This is a genomic window from Streptomyces paradoxus (genome assembly GCF_014202475.1).
In the GTDB taxonomy this organism is placed as follows: Bacteria; Actinomycetota; Actinomycetes; order Streptomycetales; family Streptomycetaceae; genus Streptomyces; species Streptomyces paradoxus.
In genome coordinates this window covers 1-24645 of the sequence record NZ_JACHGV010000002.1, presented here as the reverse complement: position 1 = coordinate 24645, position 24645 = coordinate 1, and the positions used below count along the sequence as shown (strand labels likewise).

The following is a 24645-nucleotide window of genomic DNA, read 5'->3' as shown; positions in this document are numbered from 1 at the left end:
ACAGCCCCCACGCCCCCGCACTCGCCACACAACCGGCGAGATCGAGCCAGGAGACGGACTCAGCCGAGGTCGCCCGCGGCGGTCAGCTCGGCCAGCCGCACCAGCGTCCGCACGGCCGTCCCCGTGCCACCCTTCGGCGTGTACCCGAAGGGCCCGCCCTCGTTGAAGGCCGGCCCGGCGATGTCCAGGTGCGCCCAGGTGATGCCCTCGCCCACGAACTCGCGCAGGAACAGACCCGCGACCAGCCCGCCGCCCATCCGCTCGCCCATGTTCGCGATGTCGGCCGTGGGGGAGTCCATCCCCTTGCGCAGGTGCTCCGGCAGCGGCATCGGCCACGCCGGCTCCCCGACCTCCTCGGCGGCCTCGCACAGCGCGGCGCGGAACGCGTCGTCGTTGCCCATGATCCCGAACGTCCGGTTGCCCAGCGCCAGCACCATCGCCCCGGTCAGCGTCGCCACGTCCACGATCGCGTCCGGCTTCTCCTCGGAGGCCGCCCACAGGGCGTCCGCGAGCACCAGCCGGCCCTCGGCGTCGGTGTTGAGCACCTCCACCGTCTTGCCGCTGTACATCCGCAGCACGTCACCCGGACGGGTCGCGGACCCGGAGGGCATGTTCTCGGCCAGGGCGAGCCAGCCGGTGACGTTGACCTCCAGGCCGAGACGCGCGGCGGCGACGACCGCGGCGAACACCGAGGCCGCACCGCTCATGTCGCACTTCATCGTCTCGTTGTGACCGGCCGGCTTCAGTGAGATGCCGCCCGAGTCGTAGGTGATGCCCTTGCCGACGAGGGCGAGGTGCTTCTTCGCCTTCGAGGAGGTGTAGGACAGTTTCACCAGGCGCGGTCCCGCCGCCGATCCGGCCCCGACGCCGAGGATGCCGCCGTAGCCGCCCTTGACCAGGGCCTTCTCGTCGAGCACCTGCACCTTGATGCCGTGCTCCTTGGCCGCGGCCTGGGCGATCGCGGCGAACGACTCGGGGTTCAGGTCGTTCGGCGGGGTGTTGACCAGGTCACGGGCGCGGTTGAGCTCCTCGGACACGGCCACGGCCCGCTCGACGGCGGCCTTGTACGCCTTGTCGCGGGGCTTGCCCCCGAGCAGGGCGACCTCGGCGAGGGGGGCCTTGCCGTTCTTCGCCTTGGGGTCCTTGCCGTTGTCCTTGTAGGCGTCGAAGGAGTACGCGCCGAGCAGCGCGCCCTCCCCGATCGCGCCCGCGTCGGCGGCGTCGCCGAGCGGCAGTGCGAAGGCGGCCTTCTTGGACCCGGCCAGGGCGCGGGCGGCGACACCGGCGGCCTTGCGCAGGACCTCGGTGCCGTACTCGGCGTCCTTCTCCGGGACCGCGCCCAGGCCGACCGCCAGGACGAGCGGTGCCTTGAAGCCGGACGGCGCCGGCAGCTTCGTCACCTCGCCCTCGCCGCCGGAGGCGCCGAGCGTCTCCAGGACGCCGGCCAGCCTTCCGTCGTACGCCTTGTCCACGGCCTCGGCGCCCGGTGCGACGACCGGCCCCTTGGCACCCTTGGCGACACCGATCACGATCGCGTCGGCCCGCAGGCCGGGCGCCGCGGCGGTGCTGAGAGTGAGAGCAGTCACGGTGGTGAAATCTCGCTTCCGATGTGAAGTTGCTGTGGTCGAACGGTGTGGGTCGACCGGGCCCGACAGCCGACCCTATTCCGACCTCAGGGTCCGGACCTCACGGGGCCTTCCCCGGTACGGCGAACACTCGACGACGAGACTACGCGCGTGGCCCCGTTCGCTCATTCCTGCGGGTGTTCACCTGTCGGTGGCGTAGTGGCCATTTCTTGATCCTCCATGTCGGTGAACTGAGTCACACTCGTCGCGATCAGGTGAGCGCCCTGCTCGCCGCTGTGCATGATTTCCACGCCGGCGCCGGGCGCTGTCCGGCCGGCCCACCGGCCATCCGAACGGGGCGGCCGCGGTCGTGTACGGCACGGCGGCCGCCGTCCAGGCCGCCCTGGTGTGCCATCTGCCGGGAAGGGCAACCGCCCACCGATGAGGACTCTCCTGGTTCCGTACTACGAGCACCCGTCCGTGCGTCCCGCCGAATGGGACGCGATCGTGGCGGCGGCGCCCCGTCTGTACGGGGTCGTCCTCAACCCGGCCAGTGGCCCCGGCGACCGCCCCGACGCGGCCTTCGCCGAGGTAGCCGCCCGGCTGCGGGCCGGGGGTGCGCGTGGCGGACCTGCTGAGCCCCGGCAGGTCGGGGGTGATCTTGAGCGGCTGAGCGTGCCGTGCAGGAGAGGGACGGGGAGATCGTTTCAGCCCAGTGACAGAACGACGAGCGCCGTCGTCGCCGCCGTCTCCGCCAGGCCGCCGAAGACATCCCCCGTGACCCCGCCGAAGCGGCGCGTGCAGTGGCGCAGCAGCGCCTCGGCGGCGGCCAGGGACAGGACGACCGCGAGCACCATGCGGACCGGGCCGTACGGCCCGAAGAGGGCACCGGCCGCTGCGGCTGCCCCCGCGACGGCCACGGCGGCGACCACCGCTCCCCGCGGCGGCACCACACCGGCGACGGCCGCCCCCAGCCCCTCCGGCCGCGCCGCGGGCACTCCGGCCCGGGCCGCCAGAGTCAGGGCCAGCCGGGCGAGGGTCGCGGAGACGACGGCGGCGCACGCGCCCCGGGCCCAGGAGGCGTCGTACGCCTGGGCGAGCGCGGCGACCTGTGCGAGCAGGACGAGGACGAGGGTGATCACCCCGAACGGCCCGATGTCCGACTGCTTCATGATCCGCAGTGCGTCCTCGGCGGGCTTGCCGCTGCCCAGCCCGTCGGCGGTGTCCGCGAGCCCGTCGAGATGCAGCCCCCGGGTGAGGGCGGCCGGGACGGCGACGGTCGCCACGGCGGCGAGCGGCGCCCCCGCACCGAGGAACAGCAGCACCAGCCCGAGCCCGGCGGCGGCGGTACCGACCGCCAGCCCGGCCAGCGGAGCGCACAGCATGCCGCCGCGAGCGGCCTCCCGGTCCCACCGGGTCACCCGGACCGGGATCACCGTGAGGGTGCCGAAGGCGAAGCGGAGGCCGTCGAGGGGCGAGATTCCGGGCACCGGCGCAGGCTACCGGCCGGTCAGGAGAGCGGGCACGGCGGCCGAGGATAAAGTGCGCATATGGGATGGTTTGAGCGGAACATCATGGAACCCGGCAAGCTGCCACTGCTCCTCGCTCTCGTCTCCTTCGTCCTGACCTTCCTGATCACCCGGGTCATCACCCGCCTCATCCGGGCGGGCAAGGGCCCCTTCCGCAACATCAGCGCCAGTGGTGGCGTTCACGTCCACCACGTGGTCCCCGGCGTCATCCTGACGATCATCGGCGGCTTCGGCGCGGTCGCCGGCGGCCAGTACGGTTTCGGCTCGGCGCTGGCCGCGGTGATCTTCGGAATCGGCGCGGGCCTCGTCCTGGACGAGTTCGCCCTGGTCCTGCACCTCGCCGACGTCTACTGGACCCCGGACGGCCGCAAGAGCGTCGAGATGGTCGTCCTCACCGCGTCCCTCGTCGGCCTGCTCCTGCTCGGCTTCTCGCCGCTGGGCGTCAACGACCTCAACGAGGACCAGCAGCAGAACCGCGCCCTCGCCCTCGTGACCGTCCTGGCGAACTTCCTGTTCGCCCTCATCGCCCTGTTCAAGGGCAAGGTCCGGCTCGCCGTCCTCGGCGCGATCATCCCGCTCGTCGCCCTGGTCGCGGCCCTACGGCTGGCCCGGCCGACCTCCCCGTGGGCCAAGCGGTTCTACCGGAACCGGCCCCGCGCCCGGGCCAGGTCCGCCCTGCGGTCCTACCACCACGACCGCCGCTGGGTGGCCCCCTCGCGGGCCTTTCATGACTGGCTCGGCGGCGCGCCCGACCCCGAACCGGCCCGGTCCCTGGAGCGCCGCTGACGCAGCTCGCCGACCCCGCACAGCACCAGCACCGCCATGATCGCGGCGAGGTGCTCCTTGCCCGCGAGGTTCTCCTTCAGCACCACCTCGACCACCATCGCCACGATCACCACCGAGGCCGTGACGTACGCGCGGTAGCGCCAGCCCAGGAAGACGGCCAGGCCCACCACCGCCGCCGACGGCCCGGTGTCCACGACCCAGGCGTCCGAGGCGGGCAGGCCGAGCGGGGAGTGCGGGCCCTGCCGGATGCCCAGGCGTGCGTACAGCGTGCCCGCGAGCGTCGCGACATAGGCGACGGCCAGCGTCCGCCACCGGCCCAGGCACAGCTCGGCGATGCCGAACACCAGCAGGATCTGCACGAGCGCGCCCCACACCGGCAGATCCAGGGCGGGCACGAACAGCGACAGCGGCGTCCGCAGCAGCGCCAGCCACAACGGGTCCACGGCCCGCACCCCGCCGGCGTCCTGCACGAACCGATAACCCCACGCCTGGCTGTGCACGAAGTGCAGCACGGCCGTGAGGCGCACGGCCGCGGCCGCCAGCGGCACGGCCCGCCACCGCCGCTCGGCCAGCGGCCCGCGCACCGCGGCGTACAGCCGTCCCCATTCGGCGCGGGCCCAGCGGGCGAGCGTGGTCATCCGGCGGTCGTCCTCGTCCGTGCGCGGCGATGTCCGAGGGTGTCTGCGACTCAGTCAAACCGACACCACGTTCCAAGACCGACCGGAACGGGACGAAGTTGAGCCAGGCGTGAGTGACCTGGATCTCGGGGGTGCTACTGCTCGGCGGGCGCCTCCGATGCCTCCGACTCGGCCGGCCCCTCGGACTCCTTCGGCTTCTCGGGCAGCTCCGCCGCCAGCGCGGCCGAGGCCTGGACGAGCGGCAGCGCCAGCAGAGCGCCCGCACCCTCCCCGACGGTCACCCCCTGGCTCAGCAGCGGCTCCAGGGCCATCCGGTCCAGCGCCTTCGCCTGCCCGGGCTCCCCGCTGTCGTGCGCGGCCAGCCACCAGTCCGGCGCCCGGAACGCGATCCGCTGCCCGACCAGCGCGCACGCGGCCGTCACGACCCCGTCGAGCACCACCGGCAGCTTGCGCACCGCGCTCTGCAGCAGGAAGCCCGTCATCGCGGCGAGGTCGGCCCCGCCCACCGCCGCCAGCAGCTGCAGCTGGTCCCCGAGCACCGGCCGGGCCCGGCGCAGCGCGTCGCGGATCGCCGCGCACTTGCGCATCCACGCCAGGTCGTCGATCGCCAGTCCGCCCCGCCCGGTGACGACCGAGGCGTCGACCCCGCACAACGCCGCCACCAGCACGCTCGCCGCCGTGGTCCCGCCGACGCTCACGTCGCCGAGCACCACCAGGTCCGTGCCCGAGTCGGCCTCCTCGTCGGCCACCGCCATGCCTGCCCGGAACGCTGCCTCGGTTTCCTCCGAGGTCAGCGCGTCCTCGATGTCGATCCGCCCGCTGCCGCGCCGCACCCGGTGCCGTACGACGTCCTCGGGCAGCGTCTCGGGGTCGCAGTCCAGGGCCATGTCGACGATCCGCACCGGCACGCCCAGCCGCCGGGCCAGCACCGACACCGGCCGGCCGCCCTCCAGCACCTCGCGCACCAACTCCCCGGCGCTGCCCGCCGGCCGGGCCGAGACGCCCAGCTCTGCGATGCCGTGGTCACCGGCGAAGAGCACCACCCGCGGCCGTTCGACCGGCCGCACCGGCACGGCCGACTGTGCCGCCGCCAGCCACTCGCCCAGTTCGTCGAGGCGGCCCAGCGACCCGGGCGGCACGATCTGTCGCTCCCGGCGCGCCTCGGCGTCACGGCGGATCCCGCCGTCCGGACGCTCGATCAGATCGGTGAAGTCGTCGAGATTAAGCGAGCTCATTCGCCGAACAGTACCGGCCCCCCTCGAACAGCACGGCGCCACATCACCACTCCGTCACGGCGACGTCGTTGCACCCAAGATCGGCATCCCATACGTTCCGTTTTGCAGCGGATTGTCGTACGTGGTCGTGCGACGTCCCCGCCGTACGTCCTTGCCGTACGCCGACGCGCCCGGGAGCCGCCCATGCCCGCACATCCCGCCTCCTCAGCACCCCCCGTCCCCCAGACGACCGCACGGGTCCACGAACCACGCCGGGAGGACTGCCCCTGGTGCGGCTCCGGCCGGCTGCGGAACCGGCTGCGCACCGGCGACCTGCGGCAGTACCGGCCGGGCGGCTTCACCGTCGACGCCTGCCGGGACTGCGGCCACACCTTCCAGAACCCCCGCCTCACCCTGGAGGGCCTGGCCCTCTATCACCGGACCGCGCGCGGGGCGCCCCGGGACCCGGCGAGCGACGGCCTCCTCGCCCTGCACGGCAGCCCGCGCCGCCACCGCTCGGCCGCCCGCGCCATGCTGCGCTGCGGCGAGCCGGAGAGCTGGCTCGACATCGGGACGGGCCACGCCCGCTTCCCCGCCACGGCCCGGCAGTTCTTCCCGTACACCGCCTTCGACGGCCTGGACCCCACCCCGCGCGTGGTCCGCGCCCGCACGGCCGACCTCGTCGAGGAGGCGCACGTCGGCCGCCTGACGGACCCTCGGATCGCCGGCCCGCTGCGCGCCCGCTACGACGTGGTCAGCATGCTCCACCACCTGGAGGGCACGCCGGACCCCCGAGCGGAACTGCGGGCCGCCCTCTCCGTCCTGCGCCCGGGCGGCCACCTGCTCATCGAGACCCTCAGCCCCCGCAGCGTCTTCGCCGCACTGCTGGGCCGCTGGTGGCTCCCCTACGACCAGCCGCGCCACCTCCACCTCCTGCCCCCGCAGAACGTACGCGCGGAACTGGAGTCGGCCGGCTGCGCGATCCTGACGCTCGACCACCGCCCGGTCCACGTCCCCCACGACCTCGCGGGCGCCACGTCCCTGGCCCTCTCGCACGCCCTGCCCGCCCCGGACACCCCCTGGCGGGCCATTCCCCCGCTCCCCGTGCAGCGGCACGCCCGCACGGCCCTGCTCCGCGCCGGGATGCCCCTGGTGGCCGTGGCCGCACTGGCCGACCACCTCATCGCCCCGGTCGCCCGCCGCACGCGTTTCGCCAACACCTACCGGGTCATCGCCCGCAAGGCTCCGTAGCCCGGGGGGAGGGGGGAGCCGCGGGGTCCCGGTCAGCCCCGCAGCACCACAGCCTGCCCCGCCACCACCAGCAGCACGTGCTCGCACTCGTCCGCGAACCCCGCGTTCAGCCGCCCGAGTTCGTCCCGGTAGCGCCGCCCCGACGCCGTCGACGGCACGATCCCCGACCCCACCTCGTTCGACACGGCCACCACGGTCCGCCGGGTGACCCGCACGGCCTCCGTGAGCTCCCGCACCCGCTCCCGCAGCACCTTCTCCCCCCGCTCCGCCCACACCGCGTCGTCCCACGCCCCGGCGGCGTCCATCGCGTCGGTCAGCCACAACGACAGACAGTCGACGAGCAGGGGCGGGCCCTCCGCCTCCAGCAACGGCACGAGATCGCAGGTCTCCACCGTCTGCCACGACCCCGGCCGCCGCTCCCGGTGGGCCGACACCCGCGAGGACCACTCCGTGTCGCCGTTGCGGGACCCGCCCGTGGCCACGTACAGCACGTCCGGAAAGGCCTCCAGCCTCCGCTCGGCCTCCACCGACTTGCCCGACCGCGCCCCGCCCAGCACCAGCGTCCGCCGCGGCACGTCCGGTACCTCCTCGTACGCACCCACCACCAGCGTCGCCCCGTCCGGCACGGCCCGGGCCCCGGCCGCCGCGAGCCGCCGCCCGAGCTCCGGGCCGGGCGGCACGTCGTGGTCCAGGTGGACGGCGACCACGTCGGTGGTCGGCCCGATCGCCCCCACCGCCCGCAGCTTCGCCAGCGCGTCCGGCCGCCCCACGACGTCCGCCAGGACCATGTCGTACGGCTCGGCCGGCCCCGCCAGGCCCGCCGGCGCCCCGCCCGGCGGCAGGTACAGCAGCCGCTGCCCCTCCGGCCCCGTCACCGCGTACCCCGTGCCCGGCGCGTCCAGCGCCACCGCCCGCACCCGGTGCCCCGTCAGCAGCGTCAACTCCCGCCCGTCCGGCACCCGTCCGGGTTGCGGCAGCCCCGCGGGCACCTCGACCGCCGGCCCGTCGTGCGGATGCGACAGCAGCACCTGCCGGACACCGGTCAGGGACCGGCCCGCCCGCGCCGCCGCGAACGCCGCGCCCGGCGTCAGGTCGAGCAGCAGCGCCCCGTCCAGGAGCAGCGCGGTGGCCGCCCGCGCGTCGGGACCGAGGGCGGCCGCACAGGCCGCGCAGGGACAGTCGGGGCGGGGGAGGCCCGCGGGGGCGCCGGTGCCGAGCAGAGTCAGTTCCACGCCCCGATTCTCACCCGTGAGCATGGAACATGCGTGATGAAGACGCCTTTGAAGGGGCGCGGGCCGTATCGACATGCGGCTCCGCCGCGCGGGCGCGACCGGCCCACCACGACCCGCACACGCCCGATCACGCGTACTCCGCAAGGCCTATAACGCCCCACCCAGCGGAGCGCTTAGGCTCTGGACAGGAGCCGGACCAAGATCCGGCTTTTCGCTGTGCAGTGTGCTCACACATGGGAGGCGTACATGGCGGCATGGACGTGGCGGTTCGAGAAGACCGACGGGACGGAGGTCCAGCCCTCGGTGCCGCCGGAGGAGTTCCCCACCCAGGGGGACGCCGAGTCCTGGATCGGGGAGCACTGGAAGGCCCTTCAGGAGGGCGGTGCCGACCAGGTGCGGCTGTTCGAGGACGCCACGGAGATCTACGGGCCGATGAGTCTGCACGCGGCCGAGGCGTGAGCCCGGCAGGGGCGGGGGCCGTCGGCCCCCGCCCCTCTTCCGTGTGTCAGCCGCGCACGCCGCACAGGTGCAGCAGCGCCGCCACCCCGCGGTACGGATCCGTCCGCCCGGCCTTCTCCTCCACCGCGAGCAGCGTCTCCATGTCGGCCGGGACCTCCGCGCCGTCCGCCGCCGTGTCGGTGAACACCCGCACCCCGTACCAGGCGTGCAGCGGCGCCCCGATCCCCGCGAGCGTCGACGTCAGGTCCTTCAGCCGGTCGGCCCGTACGTCGAGGCCCAGCCGGGTGGGGGTCCCCCCGTTCGAGTCTGTTCGAGAATGGGGGAGGCAGGCGGTCGTGTCGAAGGCCGCCAGCGCCCCGGACCAGTCACCGGACAGGCCCGGCCGGATCGCGAGCGCGTCGCCGTTGCGCACGAGCAGCGACAGCAGCCCGCCGTGCGCCAGCATCCGGGCGAGGCCCGCCAGCAGCGGGTCGGGCTCCTCGACGTACATCAGGACGCCGTGGCACAGCACCACGTCGAAACTGCCCGGCAGGAAGTGCACACCGGTGTCCCGGCCGTCACCCTCGATGATCCGCATCCGCTCCCGGATGCCCTCCGGCTCACCGGCGAGCGACTCCCGGGCCGCGGCGACCATCGTCGCGTCCTGCTCCAGACCGGTCACCTGGTGCCCGGCCCGGGCCAGCCGCAGCGCCTGCGTGCCCAGGCCCATCCCCACGTCGAGCACCCGCAGCCGCCGGCCGACCGGGAACCGTCCCACTATCTGCTCGTCCAGCTGGCGGGCCACCAGCTCCTGCCGGACGACTTCGCGCAGCCCGCCCAGCTCGTCCAGCCAGGCATCCGCCGCACCCCTGGAGAACGGCGTCGTGGTCAGGGCCGTTCTCCGCGCTTGACCTGCGGCTTCGGCAGCCGGAGCCGACGCATCTGGAGGGAGCGCATCAGGGCGTAGGCGACGGCGCCGCGCCTGTTCTCACCCGCGAAACGCTCGGCCAGCTGCTTCTTCAGACGGAAGCCCGTGACGAACGAGTCGAGCACGATCAGCACGATCACCACGAGCCACAGCAGCAGCGCGATGTTCTGCAGCGCCGGCACCCGCACCATGCTCAGCACGAGGATGACCACGGCCATCGGCAGGAAGAACTCCGCGATGTTGAACCGCGAGTCGATGAAGTCACGCGCGAACCGGCGCACCGGCCCCTTGTCACGGGCGGGCAGGTAGCGCTCGTCGCCGCTGGCCAGCGCCTGGCGCTGCCGCTCCAGCGCGCTGCGGCGCTCCTCACGCTGCCGCTTGGCGGCCTCCTTGCGCGTCATCGACGTGTTGGCCACGCTGCGGCGCTGGCTCTGGGCCTGGCTGCGCTTCGGCGTGGGGCGGCCCTTGGGGGCCTGTGGGTCGCGGGGCTGCTTGGAGAAGTTCACCGGCGCCTTGTCGGCGTCCTGGGCCTTCTCATCCTTCGCACGGCTACGGAACACAAAACCCAAGGGTAAGGGCTTCCGGGCATGGACCCCAGCCCCGTGGGGAACGATCCGGCAACACCAGTCGTCAGTAAGGGGACAGAGGGGACGTCGCGTACGCCTCCGGATGTTCCCCGGGGTGTACGGCTCCGGTGACCCCGGGGACCACCTACTCCCTACGCCGGAGCGGGAGCGCACGCAGTCGTCCTTGGGGATGAGCGCATCCGTCCCCGAACAGTGCGGTAATGGATGCAGGGCCCGTACTGTGGGTTCTGTCGCTGGAGCTGGAACCGGAGTCGGTCAGAAGGGGGCGCGCGAAGCCCATGAGCGGTGTCATGAAGCGTATGGGGATGATCTTCCGCGCGAAGGCGAACAAGGCCCTTGACCGGGCCGAGGACCCGCGCGAGACCCTCGATTACTCGTACCAGAAGCAGCTGGAGCTGCTGCAGAAGGTCCGCCGCGGCGTCGCCGACGTGGCGACCTCCCGCAAGCGCCTGGAACTCCAGCTGAACCAGCTGCAGTCGCAGTCCGGCAAGCTGGAGGACCAGGGCCGCAAGGCGCTGGCGCTGGGCCGTGAGGACCTGGCCCGCGAGGCGCTCTCCCGCCGGGCCGCGCTCCAGCAGCAGGTGACCGACCTGGAGACCCAGCACGCGACGCTCCAGGGCGAGGAGGAGAAGCTCACCCTCGCGGCCCAGCGGCTCCAGGCCAAGGTCGACGCCTTCCGCACGAAGAAGGAGACGATCAAGGCCACGTACACGGCGGCCCAGGCACAGACCCGGATCGGCGAGGCCTTCTCCGGCATCTCCGAGGAGATGGGCGACGTCGGCCTGGCGATCCAGCGCGCCGAGGACAAGACGGCCCAGCTCCAGGCCCGCGCCGGCGCCATCGACGAGCTGCTCGCCTCCGGTGCCCTCGACGACCCCTCCGGCATGCACAAGGACGACATCCAGGCCGAGCTGGACCGGCTCTCCGGTGGTACGGATGTAGAGCTGGAGCTGCAGCGCATGAAGGCCGAGCTGGCCGGAGGCTCAAGCAGCGGGCAGCAGGCCCTCGAAGGTGGCACGAGCCAGCAGCAGTCCCAGCAGCAGCCGCAGGACACCCCGCGCTTCGACAAGCAGTAGGGGCCCACGCCTAGGAGGGCGACATGATCGTGCGGATCATGGGGGAGGGCCAGGTGAGCCTGGCCGACGGCCACCTCGCCGAGCTGAACAAGCTGGACGACGAACTCCTGGCGGAAATGGAGAACGGCGACGGCCCCGGCTTCCGCCGCACCCTCCAGGCCCTCCTGACAAGGGTCCGCGACCTCGGCGAGCCCCTCCCGGACGACTCCCTGGAACCGTCGGAACTGATCCTGCCCTCCCCGGACGCCACCTTGGAGGAGGTCAGGGAGCTCCTCAGCGACGACGGCCTGATTCCGGGTTAGTGGTCCGCGGGCAGTCTGGGCGCTGGGGGTGCCCCTGCTCGAAGAGCTTGGGGGAGGCACCCCGCTCCGCCGGGCTGCGGACCCACCCCACGCCAGCCACAGCGCCGAGCACCTCACACAGCCACTGCCGGCCCAGCTACCGTAAACACCCGTGAGCACCCTCGCGCGGGCCAAACACCAGGCCAAGGCGCACCCCCTGGCCCTGGACGCCGTCCTCGCCCTCGCCGTCCTGGTCTGCATGGTCGCCGGCTCCTTCGTGGAACCCCGGCACCGGGACAGCGTCAGCTGGGTCCTGCGCACCCCCGACCCGCTCAGCCTCCTCCTCATGACCCTCGGCGCCGCGGCCCTGGTCTTTCGCCGCCGCGCCCCCATGACGGTCCTCGCCCTCACCGGCACCCTCTCCGTCATCGAGTCCGTCACCGGCGACCCCCGCACCCCCGTCGCGATGTCCGCCGTCATCGCGCTCTACACCGTCGCCTCCACCACCGACCGCCCCACCACCTGGCGCGTCGGCCTGCTCACCATGACCGTGCTGACCGGCGCCGCCATGGCCGCGGGCCCCCTGCCCTGGTACGCCCAGGAGAACCTCGGCATCTTCGCCTGGACCGGCATCGGCGCCACGGCCGGCGACGCCGTCCGCAGCCGCCGCGCCTTCGTCCAGGCGATCAGGGAACGCGCCGAGAAGGCGGAACGCACCCGTGAGGAGGAGGCCCGCCGCCGGGTCGCCGAGGAACGCCTGCGCATCGCCCGGGACCTGCACGATGTCGTCGCCCACCACATCGCCCTGGTCAACGTGCAGGCCGGGGTCGCCGCCCATGTCATGGACAAGCGCCCCGACCAGGCCAAGGAGGCCCTCGCGCACGTCCGCGAGGCCAGCCGCTCCGCGCTCAACGAACTGCGCGCCACCGTCGGCCTGCTCCGGCAGTCCGGCGACCCGGAGGCCCCGACCGAACCGGCCCCCGGTCTGGACCGCCTCGACGAACTCACCGGCACCTTCCGCAGCGCCGGCCTGCACATCGAGGTCGCCCGCGCCGACCAGGGCACCAGCCTCCCCGCGGCCGTCGACCTGGCCGCCTACCGGATCATCCAGGAGGCCCTCACCAACGTGCAGAAGCACGCCGGGTCCCAGGCCAAGGCGGAGGTCAGCGTCGTCCGTGTCGGACCGAACATCGAGATCACCGTGCTCGACGACGGCAGCGGCGAGCACGAGACCCAGGACGGCGGCGGCCACGGGCTGCTCGGCATGCGCGAGCGTGTCACCGCCCTGCGCGGCACCCTCACCACCGGTCCCCGCTACGGCGGCGGCTTCCGCGTCCATGCCATCCTGCCGGTCAAGAACCGCACACCGACCGGGGAGGACCCCGCATGACCATCCGTGTCCTGCTCGCCGACGACCAGGCGCTCCTGCGCAGCGCCTTCCGCGTGCTCGTCGACTCCGAGCCCGACATGGAGGTGGTCGGCGAGGCCTCCGACGGCGCGGAAGCAGTCCGGCTGGCGAAGGAACAGCGGGCCGACGTCGTCCTCATGGACATCCGCATGCCCGGCACCGACGGTCTCGCCGCGACCCGCATGATCAGCGCGGACCCCGACCTCGCCGACGTCCGGGTGGTCATCCTGACGACGTTCGAGGTGGACGACTACGTCGTGCAGTCGCTGCGCGCCGGCGCCTCCGGCTTCCTCGGCAAGGGCTCCGAGCCCGAGGAACTGCTGAACGCCATCCGCATCGCGGCCGGCGGCCAGGCCCTGCTCTCCCCGGCGGCCACCACGGGTCTGATCGCCCGGTTCCTCGCCACGGACGACCCGGCCGACGGCGACAGCGACCCGGCTCGCGGCGAACGGCTCGACTCGCTCACCGTCCGGGAGCGCGAGGTGCTCGTCCAGGTCGCCGGCGGGCACTCCAACGACGAGATCGCCGAGCGCCTCGAAGTCAGCCCGCTGACCGTGAAGACGCACGTCAACCGGGCCATGGCCAAGCTCGGCGCCCGGGACCGCGCCCAGCTCGTGGTGACCGCGTACGAGTCCGGACTGGTCCGTCCGAGGGTGGAGTGAGCTCTACCCGGGCGTACTGCGGCCGGAGTATGCGCCGCATAAGGAAATGGACCTGGGGCTTACGAAACACCGTTCCCCGATGGCTCAGGGTGTAGGGGCGGGCGCTCATCTGCGCGCCCGCTGCCGCTTCTGCCGTTAAACAGAAGAGAGACCCTCACCCATGTCCTGGCTGTCGAGATTCAGCCTCGCGCAACGGGCCCTGATAGGGCTGATGTCGATCATCGCGCTCGTCTTCGGGGCGATCGCGATACCCCAGCTCAAGCAGCAGCTGCTGCCCACCATCGAACTGCCCATGGTGTCCGTGCTGGCGCCTTACCAGGGCGCGTCCCCGGACGTGGTCGAGAAGCAGGTCGTCGAACCCATCGAGGACACCCTCGAAGCCGTCGACGGCATCAGCGGCGTCACCTCCACCGCCAGTGAGGGCAACGCCGTGATCATGGCGTCCTTCGACTACGGCAACGACACGAAGCAGCTGGTCGCCGACGTCCAGCAGGCCGTCAACCGGGCCCGCGTCCAGCTCCCGGACGACGTCGACCCGCAGGTGGTCGCCGGCTCCACGGACGACATCCCGACCGTCGTCCTCGCCGTCACCTCCGGCCGCGACCAGCAGGCCCTGGCCGACCAGCTCGACAAGACCGTCGTGCCGGACCTGAAGAGCATCGACGGCGTCGGCCAGGTCACCGTCGACGGTGTGCGCGACCTCCAGGTCACCGTCACGCCCGACGACGCCAAGCTGGCCAAGGCCGGTCTGACCTCGCAGTCCCTCTCCCAGGCGCTCCAGGCGGGCGGCGCGACCGTCCCGGCCGGCTCCTTCGACGAGGACGGCGCCAACCGCACCGTGCAGGTCGGCGGCGGCTTCACCTCGATCGAGCAGATCAAGGACCTGATGGTCACGGGCGAGCCGGGCAAGGGCAAGCCGGTGCGCCTCGGCGACGTCGCGACGGTGAAGCAGCAGGAGGCCACGGCCGACTCCATCACCCGCACCGACGGCAAGCCCAGCCTCGCCGTCGCCGTGACGATGGACCGCGACGGCAGCGCGGTCGCCATCTCCGACGCCGTCCAGGACAAGCTCCCGGACCTGCGCAAGGACCTCGGCTCCGGCGTCGGCCTCACGGTCGTCAGCGACCAGGGTCCGGCCGTGTCCAAGTCCATCAAGGGCCTGACCACCGAGGGCGCCCTCGGTCTGCTCTTCGCCGTCCTGGTGATCCTGGTCTTCCTGGCCTCTATCCGCTCGACCCTCGTGACCGCGGTGTCCATCCCGCTGTCCGTCGTCCTCGCCCTGATCGTGCTGTGGACGCGTGACCTGTCGCTGAACGTCCTGACGCTGGGCGCTCTGACGATCGCCATCGGCCGGGTCGTCGACGACTCGATCGTGGTCCTGGAGAACATCAAGCGGCACCTCGGCTACGGCGAGGAGCGCCACTCGGCGATCCTCCAGGCCGTCCGCGAGGTCGCCGGCGCGGTGACGTCCTCGACGCTCACCACGGTCGCGGTGTTCCTGCCGATCGGCCTGGTCGGCGGCATGGTGGGCGAGCTGTTCGGCTCGTTCAGCCTCACGGTCACGGCCGCGCTGCTGGCGTCCCTCCTCGTCTCCCTCACGGTCGTACCGGTCCTGTCGTACTGGTTCCTGCGGCCCCCCAAGGGCACCCCCGAGGACGCGGACGAGGCGCGCCGGATCGCGGAGGAGAAGGAGGCCAGGAGCCGTCTCCAGCGCATCTACGTCCCGGTCCTGCGCTTCGCGACCCGCCGCCGCCTCACCAGCGTGGCCATCGCGATCGTCGTCCTGGTCGGCACGTTCGGCATGGCGCCGCTGCTGAAGACGAACTTCTTCGACCAGGGCGAGCAGGAAGTCCTCACCGTCAAGCAGGAACTCAAGCCCGGCACCAGCCTGGCGGCCACCGACGCCCAGGCGAAGAAGGTCGAGAAGCTGCTCGCCGGCACCGAGGGCGTCAAGGACTACCAGGTCACGATCGGCTCGTCCGGCTTCATGGCGGCCTTCGGCGGCGGCACGGACAGCAACCAGGCCTCGTACCAGGTCATGATCGACGACTCGGCGTCCCACGCGGACGTGCAGGACAGCATCGAGAAGGGCCTCGCCGGGCTGAAGGGCATCGGCACGACCACCGTCGCCGCCGGTGACGGCTTCGGCAGCCAGGACCTCAGCGTGGTCGTGAAGGCCGCCGACGCGGGCGTGCTGCGCACGGCGTCCGAGGAGGTCCGCAAGACGGTCGCCTCCCTCGACGACGTCACGGACGTCGCCAGCGACCTCGCGACCAGCGTGCCGCGCATCTCGGTCAAGGCCAACGACAAGGCGGCCGCGGCCGGCTTCAACGACCAGACGCTCGGCGCCGCCGTCGCCCAGGCCGTTCGCGGCACCACCGCGGCCAAGGCGGTCCTCGACGACACCGAGCGCGACGTCGTCATCCGCTCGGCGAAGCCCGCCACGACCCTGGAGCAGCTCCAGGACCTGCGTCTGGGCGGCAAGGTCAAGCTCGGCGACATCGCCACGGTGAAGGTGGTCGACGGCCCGGTCTCGATGACCCGCATCGACGGCCAGCGCGCCGCCACCATCACCGCGAAGCCGACCGGCGACAACACCGGCGCGGTCAGCACCCAGCTCCAGTCGAAGATCGACGCGCTGAAGCTCCCGGACGGCGCGACGGCCTCGATCGGCGGTGTCTCCGAGGACCAGGACGAGGCGTTCGCCAACCTGGGCCTGGCGATGCTGGCGGCCATCGCGATCGTCTTCATGCTGCTGGTCGGCACCTTCAAGTCCCTCGTCCAGCCGCTGATCCTGCTCGTCTCCATCCCGTTCGCGGCCACGGGCGCCATCGGCCTGCTGATCGCCACCGGCACCCCGATGGGCGTCCCGGCCATGATCGGCATGCTGATGCTGATCGGCATCGTGGTGACGAACGCGATCGTGCTGATCGACCTGATCAACCAGTACCGCAAGCAGGGCCACGGCGTCGTCGAGGCCGTGATCGAGGGTGGCCGGCACCGGCTGCGCCCGATCCTCATGACCGCCCTGGCGACGATCTTCGCCCTGCTGCCCATGGCCCTCGGCATCACCGGCGAGGGCGGCTTCATCGCCCAGCCGCTGGCCGTGGTCGTGATCGGCGGCCTGGTCACGTCGACGCTGCTGACGCTGCTGCTGGTCCCGACGCTGTACGCGATGTTCGAACTCCGCAAGGAGCGCCGGGCGAAGAAGCGCGCGGCGAAGAAGGGCCTCCCGGCCCAGCGCACGGACGCGGCGGAGCCGGAGCACGCGGGCGTGTGACGGCCTGACCCGGCGGCGGCCGGGCACCGGACCTTCCCGGCCGGGGCCCGGCCGCCGCCTCGTCCCGTTACGTATCCTGTGGCCCGAACGGCTTTACGGGGGAAGGGGATTCGGGCGTGCCGCTGCACAGCGAGGACCCGAAGTCGGTCGGCGGCTACCGGCTGTTCGACCGGCTCGGGGCCGGGGGCATGGGCGTCGTCTACCGGGCCAGGGCGCGTTCGGGCCGTGACGTGGCCATCAAGGTCGTCCACGCCCAGTACGCCGCGGACCCCGTCTTCCGGGCCCGGTTCCGGCAGGAGATCGCGGCGGTCCGCAAGGTCAGCGGAGCCTTCACGGCACCCGTCCTGGACGCGGACCCCGAGGCGCCCCGGCCCTGGATGGCCACCCAGTACGTGCCCGGGCCCTCGCTCGCCCGGCGGATCCGCGACCGCGGCGCCCTGCCGGACGCCGAACTGCGCGGGCTGGCCCTGGGCCTGGTGGAGGCCCTGCGCGACATCCACCGGGCAGGGGTGGTGCACCGGGACCTGAAGCCGGCCAATGTCCTGCTGGCCGAAGACGGCCCGCGCGTCATCGACTTCGGCATCTCCCGCGCGGCGGAGAACCACCAGACGCTGACCGAGACCGGCCAGATGATCGGCACACCGCCCTTCATGTCCCCCGAACAGCTCGTCGACGCCCGCGCGGTCGGCCCGGCGTCGGACGTCTTCTCCCTCGGGGCACTGCTGGTGTACTCCGTCACCGGACGCGGCCCCTTCGACGCGGACAGCCCCTATCTGACGGCGTACCGGGTGGTGCACGACGAACCCGTGCTGACGGGCATCGACGGGCCGCTGCGCCGGCTGCTGGAGCGCTGCCTGGCCAAGGAGCCCGCGGACCGGCCCGGACTCGACGAGCTGGCCCGGGAGCTGGCCGCCGTCCTGCCCGAGCCGGCGGACGGCGACCCGGCCACCATGCCCCTGCGCGCGGACAGGCTCCCGGCCGTCGAGCCCGCCCACCCCGCGACCGTGGCGGACCCGCCGGACCCCGTCCGCCCCCGCCGCCGCGTCCGCCCGCTGCTCGCCGCGACGGGCACGGTCGGCGCCGCCGTCCTCGGCCTGACGGCCTATCTGACGCTCGGCCCCGGCTGGGCGCAGAGCGCGGACCGGGAGGGGGCCTCTCCGTCCGCGAACGCCCGGTGGGCGGCGCCGCCGGCCGGCTGGAAGCCCTGGCAGACGACCGTGTACGAGACGGCCGGGCGCGGTGTGCGCAAGGCGCAGCAGCCGCAGAGCGGCGGGCTGCGGGGCGGTCCGGCGTGTAAGACGTACGAGGGGGCCGTCTACTGCGCGGGCGACGGGATCCTCCCCGTCCGCCTGGACGGGAAGACGGGCGAGACCGTCTGGCGCGCCGGCCCGGCGGCGGCCGTCACCGGCGACGACCTCTCCAGGTTCGAGATCCTGACCGTCCGGGACGACACCGTCCTGGTGCAGCAGGAGCCCCCGGGTGAAGGGGCGACCCGGGTCTTCGCGTTCGACACCGGCACCGGCGAACGGCTCTGGGACCGCGCGGTGAACGACGGGCGGGCGGAGGTGGCCTTCAACGGCGGCATCGTCGTGATCCCGGAAGGCGACGGCACCTCGGTGACGGCCCGCTCGATCCGCACCGGCGCCCCGCGCTGGACGGAACGGCTGCCCGCGAAGCACCTCTGCGGGACCAGGCAGGTGGCCGGGAAGCTGTGGCTGGAGTGCACCTCGGAGGAGAGACCGGAGAACGGTTTCGTCATGCAACTGCACCCGGCCGACGGCCCGGCGCGCCGGCTGAGCGTGCCCCACCAGGTCGGCGGGCTGCTCGGCGCCTTCGACGGCCGGCTCCTGTTCCTGGACCTGACCCAGGACGAGGACGGGAACATCCTCATGGGGGAGGACGCGCCCTATGCGGCGATCCGGCTCGTTGACCCCGGCACCGGTGCGCAGAGCACGACGAAGCTGGCCGAGGAGTACGAGGGGGAGGTGACGCTGGCGGACGGCACCCTGTGGTTCGCCACCGCCAGCGGACGCGTCACCGCCGTGTCCGCCCGCACGGGCAAGCCCCTGTGGCAGACCCCGACCAGCCTGGAACAGCCGGGCGAGGCGACGTACGACCCACGGACCCGGGCCGTGTACCTCGCCAGTGCCAGCGGACGCGTCGGAGCGCTCGACGCGAAGAACGGCACGCTGCTGTGGGACACGCAGCCGAGGGCCCAGAGCAACGCCACCGACTGGGGCGCCACTCCGGTGCGGCTCCTCGAAGGCGCCCTCGTCGCGACCACCCCCGGCGGCAGCGTCTTCAGCCTCGACCCCGCGCACCCCGGGCGGAAACCGCGCTCGGGGTGACGACGGACGGGACCGGGGTTACGGCAGCGCCAGCATCCGCTCCAGGGCCAGCTTCGCGAACGCCTCCGTCTCCTTGTCCACCTCGATGCGGTTGACGAGGTTGCCCTCGGCCAGGGACTCCAGGGCCCAGACCAGGTGGGGGAGGTCGATGCGGTTCATGGTCGAGCAGAAGCAGACCGTCTTGTCGAGGAAGACGATCTCCTTGCCCTCCGGCGCGAAACGGTTCGCCAGGCGGCGGACCAGGTTCAGCTCCGTGCCGATGGCCCACTTGGAGCCGGCCGGCGCGGCCTCCAGGGCCTTGATGATGTACTCCGTCGAACCGACGTAGTCCGCCGCGGCCACGACCTCGTGCTTGCACTCGGGGTGCACCAGGACGTTCACACCCGGGATGCGCTCGCGCACGTCGTTCACCGAGTCCAGGCTGAAGCGGCCGTGCACCGAGCAGTGGCCGCGCCACAGGATCATCTTCGCCGCGCGCAGCTCGTCGGCCGTCAGGCCGCCGTTCGGCCGGTGCGGGTTGTAGACGACGCAGTCCTCCAGGGACATGCCCATGTCGCGCACGGCGGTGTTGCGCCCGAGGTGCTGGTCGGGCAGGAAGAGCACCTTCTCGCCCTGCTCGAACGCCCAGTCCAGGGCCCGCTTGGCGTTGGACGAGGTACAGATCGTGCCGCCGTGCTTGCCCGTGAAGGCCTTGATGTCGGCGGAGGAGTTCATGTACGAGACGGGCACGACCTGCTCGGCTATCCCGGCCTCGGTCAGCACGTCCCAGCACTCGGCGACCTGCTCGGCCGTCGCCATGTCGGCCATCGAGCAGCCGGCGGCGAGGTCGGGCAGGACGACCTTCTGGTCGTCGGACGTCAGGATGTCCGCGGACTCCGCCATGAAGTGCACGCCGCAGAACACGATGTACTCGGCCTCCGGGCGGGCGGCCGCGTCGCGGGCCAGCTTGAACGAGTCACCCGTCACGTCGGCGAACTGGATGACCTCGTCGCGCTGGTAGTGGTGGCCGAGCACGAAGACCTTGTCCCCGAGCTTCTCCTTCGCCTTGCGGGCGCGCTCCACCAGGTCCGGGTCGGACGGCGAGGGCAGGTCGCCGGGACACTCCACACCGCGCTCGCTCTTCGGGTCGGCCTCACGGCCGAGGAGCAGCAGGGCGAGGGGCGTCGGCTGTACGTCGAGCTCCTGGGTCTGGGCGGTGGTCACGACACGCACCCTTTCTGTTTCTGCGACTTTTCGTCGATTTGACGCTATCTATCATAACCGCTTCACGTCACTTTGACGATGGCCATAGCGTCTGTGTGACGTGAATCCCGGTGGGCCGCCGTTCATTCCCGGGAAGACCCGCAAAGAGCCGTTTTCCGGTTCCCGGCGCGTGTGCGAGCATGAAAAGGAGCCGAGAACGCGCGACCGGCCCCGGAATGAATCCGAGGCCCCGCCGGTTGGAACCGTCGGCAAGCAGTCTCCGTACAACCCGGGAGAGATGTAGATGTCCGTATCGGACGAGACCAGCACCGTCACCGACGGCATCATCCTGACCGACGCCGCCGCGTCCAAGGTCAAGGCGCTGCTCGACCAGGAAGGCCGCGAGGACCTCGCGCTGCGGGTCGCCGTCCAGCCCGGCGGCTGCTCGGGCCTGCGCTACCAGCTCTTCTTCGACGAGCGCGCCCTCGACGGCGACGTCGAGAAGGACTTCGGCGGTGTGAAGGTCGTCACCGACCGCATGAGCGCCCCGTACCTGGGCGGTGCCACGATCGACTTCGTGGACACCATCGAGAAGCAGGGCTTCACGATCGACAACCCCAACGCGACGGGCTCCTGCGCCTGCGGCGACTCCTTCAGCTGAGCCTGCCGAGCCGCCACCGGCGGCCGCGGACACGACGAAGGCGGCGGCCCCCTCCGACGGGGCCGCCGCCTTCGTGCCGTACGGCCGCTCCTACCGCTCCTGGGTGGGCGGAGCCGGCAGCCGCGCGCCCTCCTTGGCCAGCGGCACCGCCTTGCCGTCCGCGTCGACGACCGCCCGGTCACCGAGCGGCTCGTCCAGCTGCACGGTCTCCTGGAACTGCTTGGCGATCATGACGCAGATCTTGTCCGGCCACGGGGTCGACGTCACGGTGACCGTCACCTCGTCGCCCTTCTCGCTCGCCTTCACGTCGTAGTCCGCGCACACCCCGCCCGTGAAGGTCACCGTCAGCTCCGCGCCCTCGGCCCGGTAGCCGTCCACCTTCACCTCGCGCGGACCGGGAGCCGACGTCGGCTGGTCACTCGGCTCGCTCGGCTCGGGAGAGGCCAGGAACTTCGGCTCCACCGCCGGGTACGTCACCGTGAACGGGTCCTTCGCGCCCGGCGCCGTCACCTCGAACAGCCAGGACGGCACCAGCGCCTGCTGCCCGTCCACGACGTGCGCGGCCAGCCCGAACACCGCGTTCTCGACCGTGACCGTGTCCTGCTGAGGAGTGCCGCTCGACGGCTGCTCGCAGGGCTGCTCCAGCCGGTCCTTCAGCGGCACGGGGCTGGCGCAGTCGCCGATGCCCATCCGGGGATCGCTCTTCGGCTGCCCGTTCATCAGCTCCAGCGCCTTCTCGGCGCCGATCACGGGGTACGTGTCGCCCTTCACCGGCGTTTTCAGCTGGCCGCTGCCGCCGACGACCTCGCCGTCCGAGCCGACCGTGACCCCGGTCGTCCAGCCGTGCGTCGGCAGTCCGCCGACCTCGGGAGCGGCGTTCACCACCCGCTGGGCCCCCATGACCTGGCTCGCGTCGACCTTCGCGTCGTCCTGACCCACCGCCTTCAGCACGGGCGCGGCGGCCTTCTCCGCCGCCTCCTCGCTCACCGGCGTGCCGCCGGTCCGCGGGGCGGTGCAGGTGTCGGTGCCCTTGCAGTTGTCGGTGCCCGGGGCGTACCGGCTGAAGGTCCAGGCCCCCGGCGCCTGCCGGTTCACCTGAAGGCTCGGGCCCGACCCGTCCTGGCCCCCGATCTTCCAGGCCTCGCCCTGCGCCACGGGCGGCCCGTCGAGCCCAAGGGCCTTCGCCAGCCGGGCCACCTCCTCCTTCGTGACCTCGCCCCGCGCCCGGTACACCGGCGCCTTGCCGGGACCGTCGGGCAGCGTGCCGTCGACCTTGTACGTGGCGCCGTAGGGATTGGGCTCGCCGGGTGCGATGCCGTTGCCGCCGTCCGCCGTGGACTCCGAGTAGCCGTCGAGTGCGAGCGGCGGGGGAGTGTCGTCCCCGCCGGGCGCACCGGACGTCGTACCGCCGCCCGCCCCGCTGGACGCGTTGGAGGCGAGCCAGGCCCCGCCGCCGCCGATCAGCAGCACGGCGGCGGCGACGGAGGCGATGATCGCGGGCGTACGGGGACGGCCACCGCCGTGCCGGACCAGGTCCTCTTCGTCCCGGGGGAGGTCACCCACCGGCGCCGGGGCGGCATCGGGGCGGGCTTCTTCCGCGGCGTCCCCGGCGACTTCGCCGTCCGGGGCCGGGCCCGGGACCGGCTCGGCGTCGTCCTGCGAGTCTCCGGGCGTACCGGTGGTCCCGGCTTCCGGCGTACCCGGCTCGTCGGCTGCCGGGGCCGCCTCGCCCTCGCTGCCCCCATCGGCCCCGGCGTTCTCACCCTGTGCCTCAGGAACCTCGGCTGCCTCAGTGACCTCGGGTGTCTCGTCGGAGTCAGCGGCCTCCGCGGCCTTGGGTGTCTCGTCGGAGTCAGCGGCACCCGGCGACACGTTGGCCTCGGCAGGCACCTCGACCTCCGGGGCGTCGGCGGTGGCGCCGTCCGCCGCCCTGGCGTCGTCGTCGTTGTCGGGTCGCTCGGTGTTCACCGCATCGCTCCTTCGGCTGCACAGCTGTCCCATGGGACCCGGCCCGTCACCTACGGGCCCGCTGGAGGGTCGTATCCCGCCTCCCCTTTACGGGGGACAGCGATGGGACGCAGCGGGGGAGCACACGGTTCCCGTGTGTGCGCCGTTCAGTCCCCGTAGTCCTCCATGGCGTCGAGCAGCCGCGCCGACGCGGGGGGTACGGACACGCCGTGGATCAGGGCCGGGGAGACCGGCCGCGAGGCGACCCGGTCGGGGACCGCCCAGTGCGGAGCCATCCGTGCCCCGTCCCCGGCGAGCGACGCCAGATCGCCTTCGAGATCGACCGGAACGGGTGCATGGAGCTTGAGGTTCGTCATAGCGGCACCGTATGCACGGTCGAGCTCACGGAGAAAGATCTACTATCGGGTAGTTTCGATGCCTTCAGAGCCGCCCCGCCCACCCGATAGCGTGAACTGTCAAGGTCCGCCTCCCTCAGGAGAATCCACGCCGTGCGCATCGCAGTCACCGGCTCCATCGCCACCGACCACCTCATGACCTTCCCCGGCCGCTTCGCCGACCAGCTCGTAGCGGACCAGCTGCACACGGTCTCGCTGTCGTTCCTGGTCGACAAGCTCGACGTCCGCCGCGGCGGCGTCGCCGCGAACATCGCCTTCGGCATGGGTCAGCTCGGCACCCGCCCGATCCTGGTCGGCGCCGCGGGCGCGGACTTCGACGAGTACCGCGCCTGGCTGGAGCGGCACGGCGTCGACACCGACTCGGTCCGTATCTCCGACACGCTGCACACCGCCCGCTTCGTGTGCACGACCGACGCCGACCACAACCAGATCGGCTCCTTCTACACCGGCGCCATGAGCGAGGCCCGCCTCATCGAGTTGAAGACCGTCGCCGACCGCGTCGGTGGCCTCGACCTGGTCTCCATCGGCGCCGACGACCCCGAGGCCATGCTCCGCCACACCGAGGAGTGCCGCTCCCGGTCCATCCCGTTCGCCGCCGACTTCTCCCAGCAGATCGCCCGGATGAACGGCGAGGAGATCCGCATCCTGCTGGACGGGGCCACGTACCTCTTCTCCAACGAGTACGAGAAGGGCCTCATCGAGACCAAGACCGGCTGGAGCGACGAGGAGATCCTGTCCCGCGTGGGCCACCGCGTCACCACCCTCGGCGCGCGCGGCGTACGCATCGAGCGGGCCGGCGAGGACCCGATCGAGGTCGGCACACCGGACGAGGAGCGCAAGGCCGACCCCACGGGCGTCGGCGACGCGTTCCGAGCGGGCTTCATGTCGGGCCTGGCCTGGGGCGTCTCCCTGGAGCGTGCCGCGCAGATCGGCTGCATGCTGGCGACCCTCGTCATCGAGACGGTGGGGACGCAGGAGTACCAGCTGCGGCGCGGGCACTTCATGGAGCGGTTCACGAAGGCGTACGGGGACGAGGCCGCGGAAGAGGTCCGGGGGCATCTGGGCTGATGTGCCGTCCGCGGGGGCGTGGGGGGGGGGGGGGGCCCCCCGGGGGCGCCCCCCGGGGGCCCCCCCCCCCCCCCCCCCGGGAGACACCCCCCCCCCCCCCCCCCGCACCCCGGCCCCCCAAGACACCCCGGCCACCCCCCCCAAAACC

21 protein-coding genes and 1 pseudogene are annotated in these 24645 nt (G+C 72.6%); 12 read left to right on the top strand and 10 right to left on the bottom strand.

Annotation, left to right across the window (positions count from 1 at the left end; genetic code table 11):
* Positions 1–59 precede the first annotated feature (59 nt).
* Positions 60–1586: a leucyl aminopeptidase gene (locus HNR57_RS05055; protein WP_184556709.1), complete on the bottom strand. Its 1527-nt coding sequence runs from the start codon at positions 1584–1586 to the stop codon at positions 60–62.
* A gap of 420 nt (positions 1587–2006) precedes the next feature.
* Between HNR57_RS05055 and HNR57_RS40830 the strand changes: the two are divergent.
* A pseudogene (locus HNR57_RS40830) lies at positions 2007–2189 on the top strand (spherulation-specific family 4 protein); the annotation flags it as partial.
* Positions 2190–2272: 83 nt separating this feature from the next.
* Here the strand turns inward: HNR57_RS40830 and HNR57_RS05050 are convergent.
* Entirely contained in the window at positions 2273–3055 is a 783-nt protein-coding gene (locus HNR57_RS05050; RefSeq protein ID WP_184556706.1) for an adenosylcobinamide-GDP ribazoletransferase, read from the bottom strand.
* Between the two features lie 60 nt (positions 3056–3115).
* On the opposite strand from HNR57_RS05050, the gene HNR57_RS05045 reads away from it, so the two are divergent.
* The gene (locus tag HNR57_RS05045) at positions 3116–3880 is read left to right on the top strand and encodes a hypothetical protein (protein ID WP_184556703.1); all 765 of its coding nucleotides are present in this window, start codon (positions 3116–3118) and stop codon (positions 3878–3880) included.
* Here HNR57_RS05045 and HNR57_RS05040 read toward each other — a convergent pair.
* Both HNR57_RS05040 and cobT read right to left on the bottom strand, forming a co-directional pair.
* Positions 3820–4518, bottom strand: a complete 699-nt coding sequence (locus HNR57_RS05040; RefSeq protein WP_184556700.1) for a hypothetical protein — start codon at positions 4516–4518, stop codon at positions 3820–3822. The genes HNR57_RS05045 and HNR57_RS05040 overlap by 61 nt on opposite strands.
* A 134-nt stretch (positions 4519–4652) precedes the next feature.
* The gene (gene cobT / locus HNR57_RS05035; RefSeq protein ID WP_184556697.1) at positions 4653–5753 is read right to left on the bottom strand and encodes a nicotinate-nucleotide--dimethylbenzimidazole phosphoribosyltransferase; all 1101 of its coding nucleotides are present in this window, start codon (positions 5751–5753) and stop codon (positions 4653–4655) included.
* A gap of 183 nt (positions 5754–5936) precedes the next feature.
* Between cobT and HNR57_RS05030 the strand changes: the two genes are divergently transcribed.
* On the top strand, positions 5937–6983 hold the full coding sequence (locus HNR57_RS05030; protein WP_184556694.1) for a class I SAM-dependent methyltransferase: 1047 nt from the start codon (positions 5937–5939) through the stop codon (positions 6981–6983).
* Between the two features lie 32 nt (positions 6984–7015).
* Here the strand turns inward: HNR57_RS05030 and HNR57_RS05025 are convergent, their stop codons facing one another.
* Complete coding sequence (locus HNR57_RS05025; RefSeq protein ID WP_184556692.1) at positions 7016–8215, bottom strand: bifunctional adenosylcobinamide kinase/adenosylcobinamide-phosphate guanylyltransferase; 1200 nt, start codon at positions 8213–8215, stop codon at positions 7016–7018.
* A 246-nt stretch (positions 8216–8461) separates the two neighbouring features.
* On the opposite strand from HNR57_RS05025, the gene HNR57_RS05020 reads away from it, so the two are divergent.
* On the top strand, positions 8462–8674 hold the full coding sequence (locus HNR57_RS05020) for a hypothetical protein (protein ID WP_184556689.1): 213 nt from the start codon (positions 8462–8464) through the stop codon (positions 8672–8674).
* Between the two features lie 46 nt (positions 8675–8720).
* On the opposite strand, the gene HNR57_RS05015 is transcribed toward HNR57_RS05020, so the two are convergent.
* A complete protein-coding gene (locus HNR57_RS05015) occupies positions 8721–9458 on the bottom strand; it encodes a class I SAM-dependent methyltransferase (RefSeq protein ID WP_184556686.1) in 738 nt (245 codons plus the stop codon).
* A gap of 83 nt (positions 9459–9541) precedes the next feature.
* On the bottom strand, positions 9542–10141 hold the full coding sequence (locus HNR57_RS05010) for a DUF3043 domain-containing protein (RefSeq protein ID WP_184556683.1): 600 nt from the start codon (positions 10139–10141) through the stop codon (positions 9542–9544).
* Positions 10142–10458: 317 nt separating this feature from the next.
* Between HNR57_RS05010 and HNR57_RS05005 the strand changes: the two genes are divergently transcribed.
* The 6 genes from HNR57_RS05005 (at position 10459) to HNR57_RS04980 (ending at position 19223) form a co-directional block, all read left to right on the top strand.
* A complete protein-coding gene (locus HNR57_RS05005) occupies positions 10459–11244 on the top strand; it encodes a PspA/IM30 family protein (protein WP_281403868.1) in 786 nt (261 codons plus the stop codon).
* A 23-nt stretch (positions 11245–11267) separates the two neighbouring features.
* Positions 11268–11546: a PspA-associated protein PspAA gene (pspAA, locus tag HNR57_RS05000; protein ID WP_184556680.1), complete on the top strand. Its 279-nt coding sequence runs from the start codon at positions 11268–11270 to the stop codon at positions 11544–11546.
* Positions 11547–11697: 151 nt separating this feature from the next.
* Positions 11698–12915, top strand: coding sequence for a sensor histidine kinase (locus tag HNR57_RS04995; RefSeq protein ID WP_184556676.1), 1218 nt, complete (start codon positions 11698–11700; stop codon positions 12913–12915).
* Entirely contained in the window at positions 12912–13595 is a 684-nt protein-coding gene (locus HNR57_RS04990) for a response regulator (protein WP_184556673.1), read from the top strand. Before HNR57_RS04995 ends, HNR57_RS04990 begins: the two co-directional genes overlap by 4 nt.
* Positions 13596–13755: 160 nt before the next feature.
* Positions 13756–16875: an efflux RND transporter permease subunit gene (locus HNR57_RS04985; RefSeq protein WP_184556670.1), complete on the top strand. Its 3120-nt coding sequence runs from the start codon at positions 13756–13758 to the stop codon at positions 16873–16875.
* 116 nt (positions 16876–16991) lie between these two features.
* A complete protein-coding gene (locus tag HNR57_RS04980; RefSeq protein WP_184556667.1) occupies positions 16992–19223 on the top strand; it encodes a serine/threonine-protein kinase in 2232 nt (743 codons plus the stop codon).
* Between the two features lie 18 nt (positions 19224–19241).
* Here HNR57_RS04980 and nadA read toward each other — a convergent pair whose 3' ends face one another.
* Complete coding sequence (gene nadA / locus HNR57_RS04975) at positions 19242–20426, bottom strand: quinolinate synthase NadA (RefSeq protein WP_033312633.1); 1185 nt, start codon at positions 20424–20426, stop codon at positions 19242–19244.
* 283 nt (positions 20427–20709) lie between these two features.
* Between nadA and HNR57_RS04970 the strand changes: the two genes are divergently transcribed.
* Positions 20710–21066 carry a HesB/IscA family protein gene (locus tag HNR57_RS04970; RefSeq protein ID WP_031109243.1) on the top strand — a complete coding sequence of 119 codons (357 nt, stop codon included), beginning with the start codon at positions 20710–20712 and terminating at the stop codon, positions 21064–21066.
* Positions 21067–21156: 90 nt separating this feature from the next.
* Here the strand turns inward: HNR57_RS04970 and HNR57_RS04965 are convergent, their stop codons facing one another.
* Positions 21157–23034 (bottom strand): ICP22 family protein, encoded by a 1878-nt coding sequence (locus HNR57_RS04965; protein WP_313672949.1) that lies wholly within the window; start codon positions 23032–23034, stop codon positions 21157–21159.
* A 146-nt stretch (positions 23035–23180) separates the two neighbouring features.
* Positions 23181–23390, bottom strand: a complete 210-nt coding sequence (locus HNR57_RS04960; protein WP_184556664.1) for a hypothetical protein — start codon at positions 23388–23390, stop codon at positions 23181–23183.
* Between the two features lie 132 nt (positions 23391–23522).
* On the opposite strand from HNR57_RS04960, the gene HNR57_RS04955 reads away from it, so the two are divergent.
* The gene (locus HNR57_RS04955) at positions 23523–24497 is read left to right on the top strand and encodes a carbohydrate kinase family protein (protein ID WP_184556661.1); all 975 of its coding nucleotides are present in this window, start codon (positions 23523–23525) and stop codon (positions 24495–24497) included.
* The last annotated feature ends 148 nt before the right edge of the window (positions 24498–24645 follow it).

Coding starts and splice junctions, on each gene's coding strand:
- HNR57_RS05030 (WP_184556694.1), top strand. CDS start 5,937: ATGCCCGCACATCCCGCCTCCTCAGCACCCCCCGTCCCCCAGACGACC.
- HNR57_RS05040 (WP_184556700.1), bottom strand. CDS start 4,518: ATGACCACGCTCGCCCGCTGGGCCCGCGCCGAATGGGGACGGCTGTAC.
- HNR57_RS04970 (WP_031109243.1), top strand. CDS start 20,710: ATGTCCGTATCGGACGAGACCAGCACCGTCACCGACGGCATCATCCTG.
- HNR57_RS04960 (WP_184556664.1), bottom strand. CDS start 23,390: ATGACGAACCTCAAGCTCCATGCACCCGTTCCGGTCGATCTCGAAGGC.
- HNR57_RS05020 (WP_184556689.1), top strand. CDS start 8,462: ATGGCGGCATGGACGTGGCGGTTCGAGAAGACCGACGGGACGGAGGTC.
- pspAA (WP_184556680.1), top strand. CDS start 11,268: ATGATCGTGCGGATCATGGGGGAGGGCCAGGTGAGCCTGGCCGACGGC.
- HNR57_RS05045 (WP_184556703.1), top strand. CDS start 3,116: ATGGGATGGTTTGAGCGGAACATCATGGAACCCGGCAAGCTGCCACTG.
- HNR57_RS04985 (WP_184556670.1), top strand. CDS start 13,756: ATGTCCTGGCTGTCGAGATTCAGCCTCGCGCAACGGGCCCTGATAGGG.
- HNR57_RS05005 (WP_281403868.1), top strand. CDS start 10,459: ATGAAGCGTATGGGGATGATCTTCCGCGCGAAGGCGAACAAGGCCCTT.
- HNR57_RS04990 (WP_184556673.1), top strand. CDS start 12,912: ATGACCATCCGTGTCCTGCTCGCCGACGACCAGGCGCTCCTGCGCAGC.
- cobT (WP_184556697.1), bottom strand. CDS start 5,753: ATGAGCTCGCTTAATCTCGACGACTTCACCGATCTGATCGAGCGTCCG.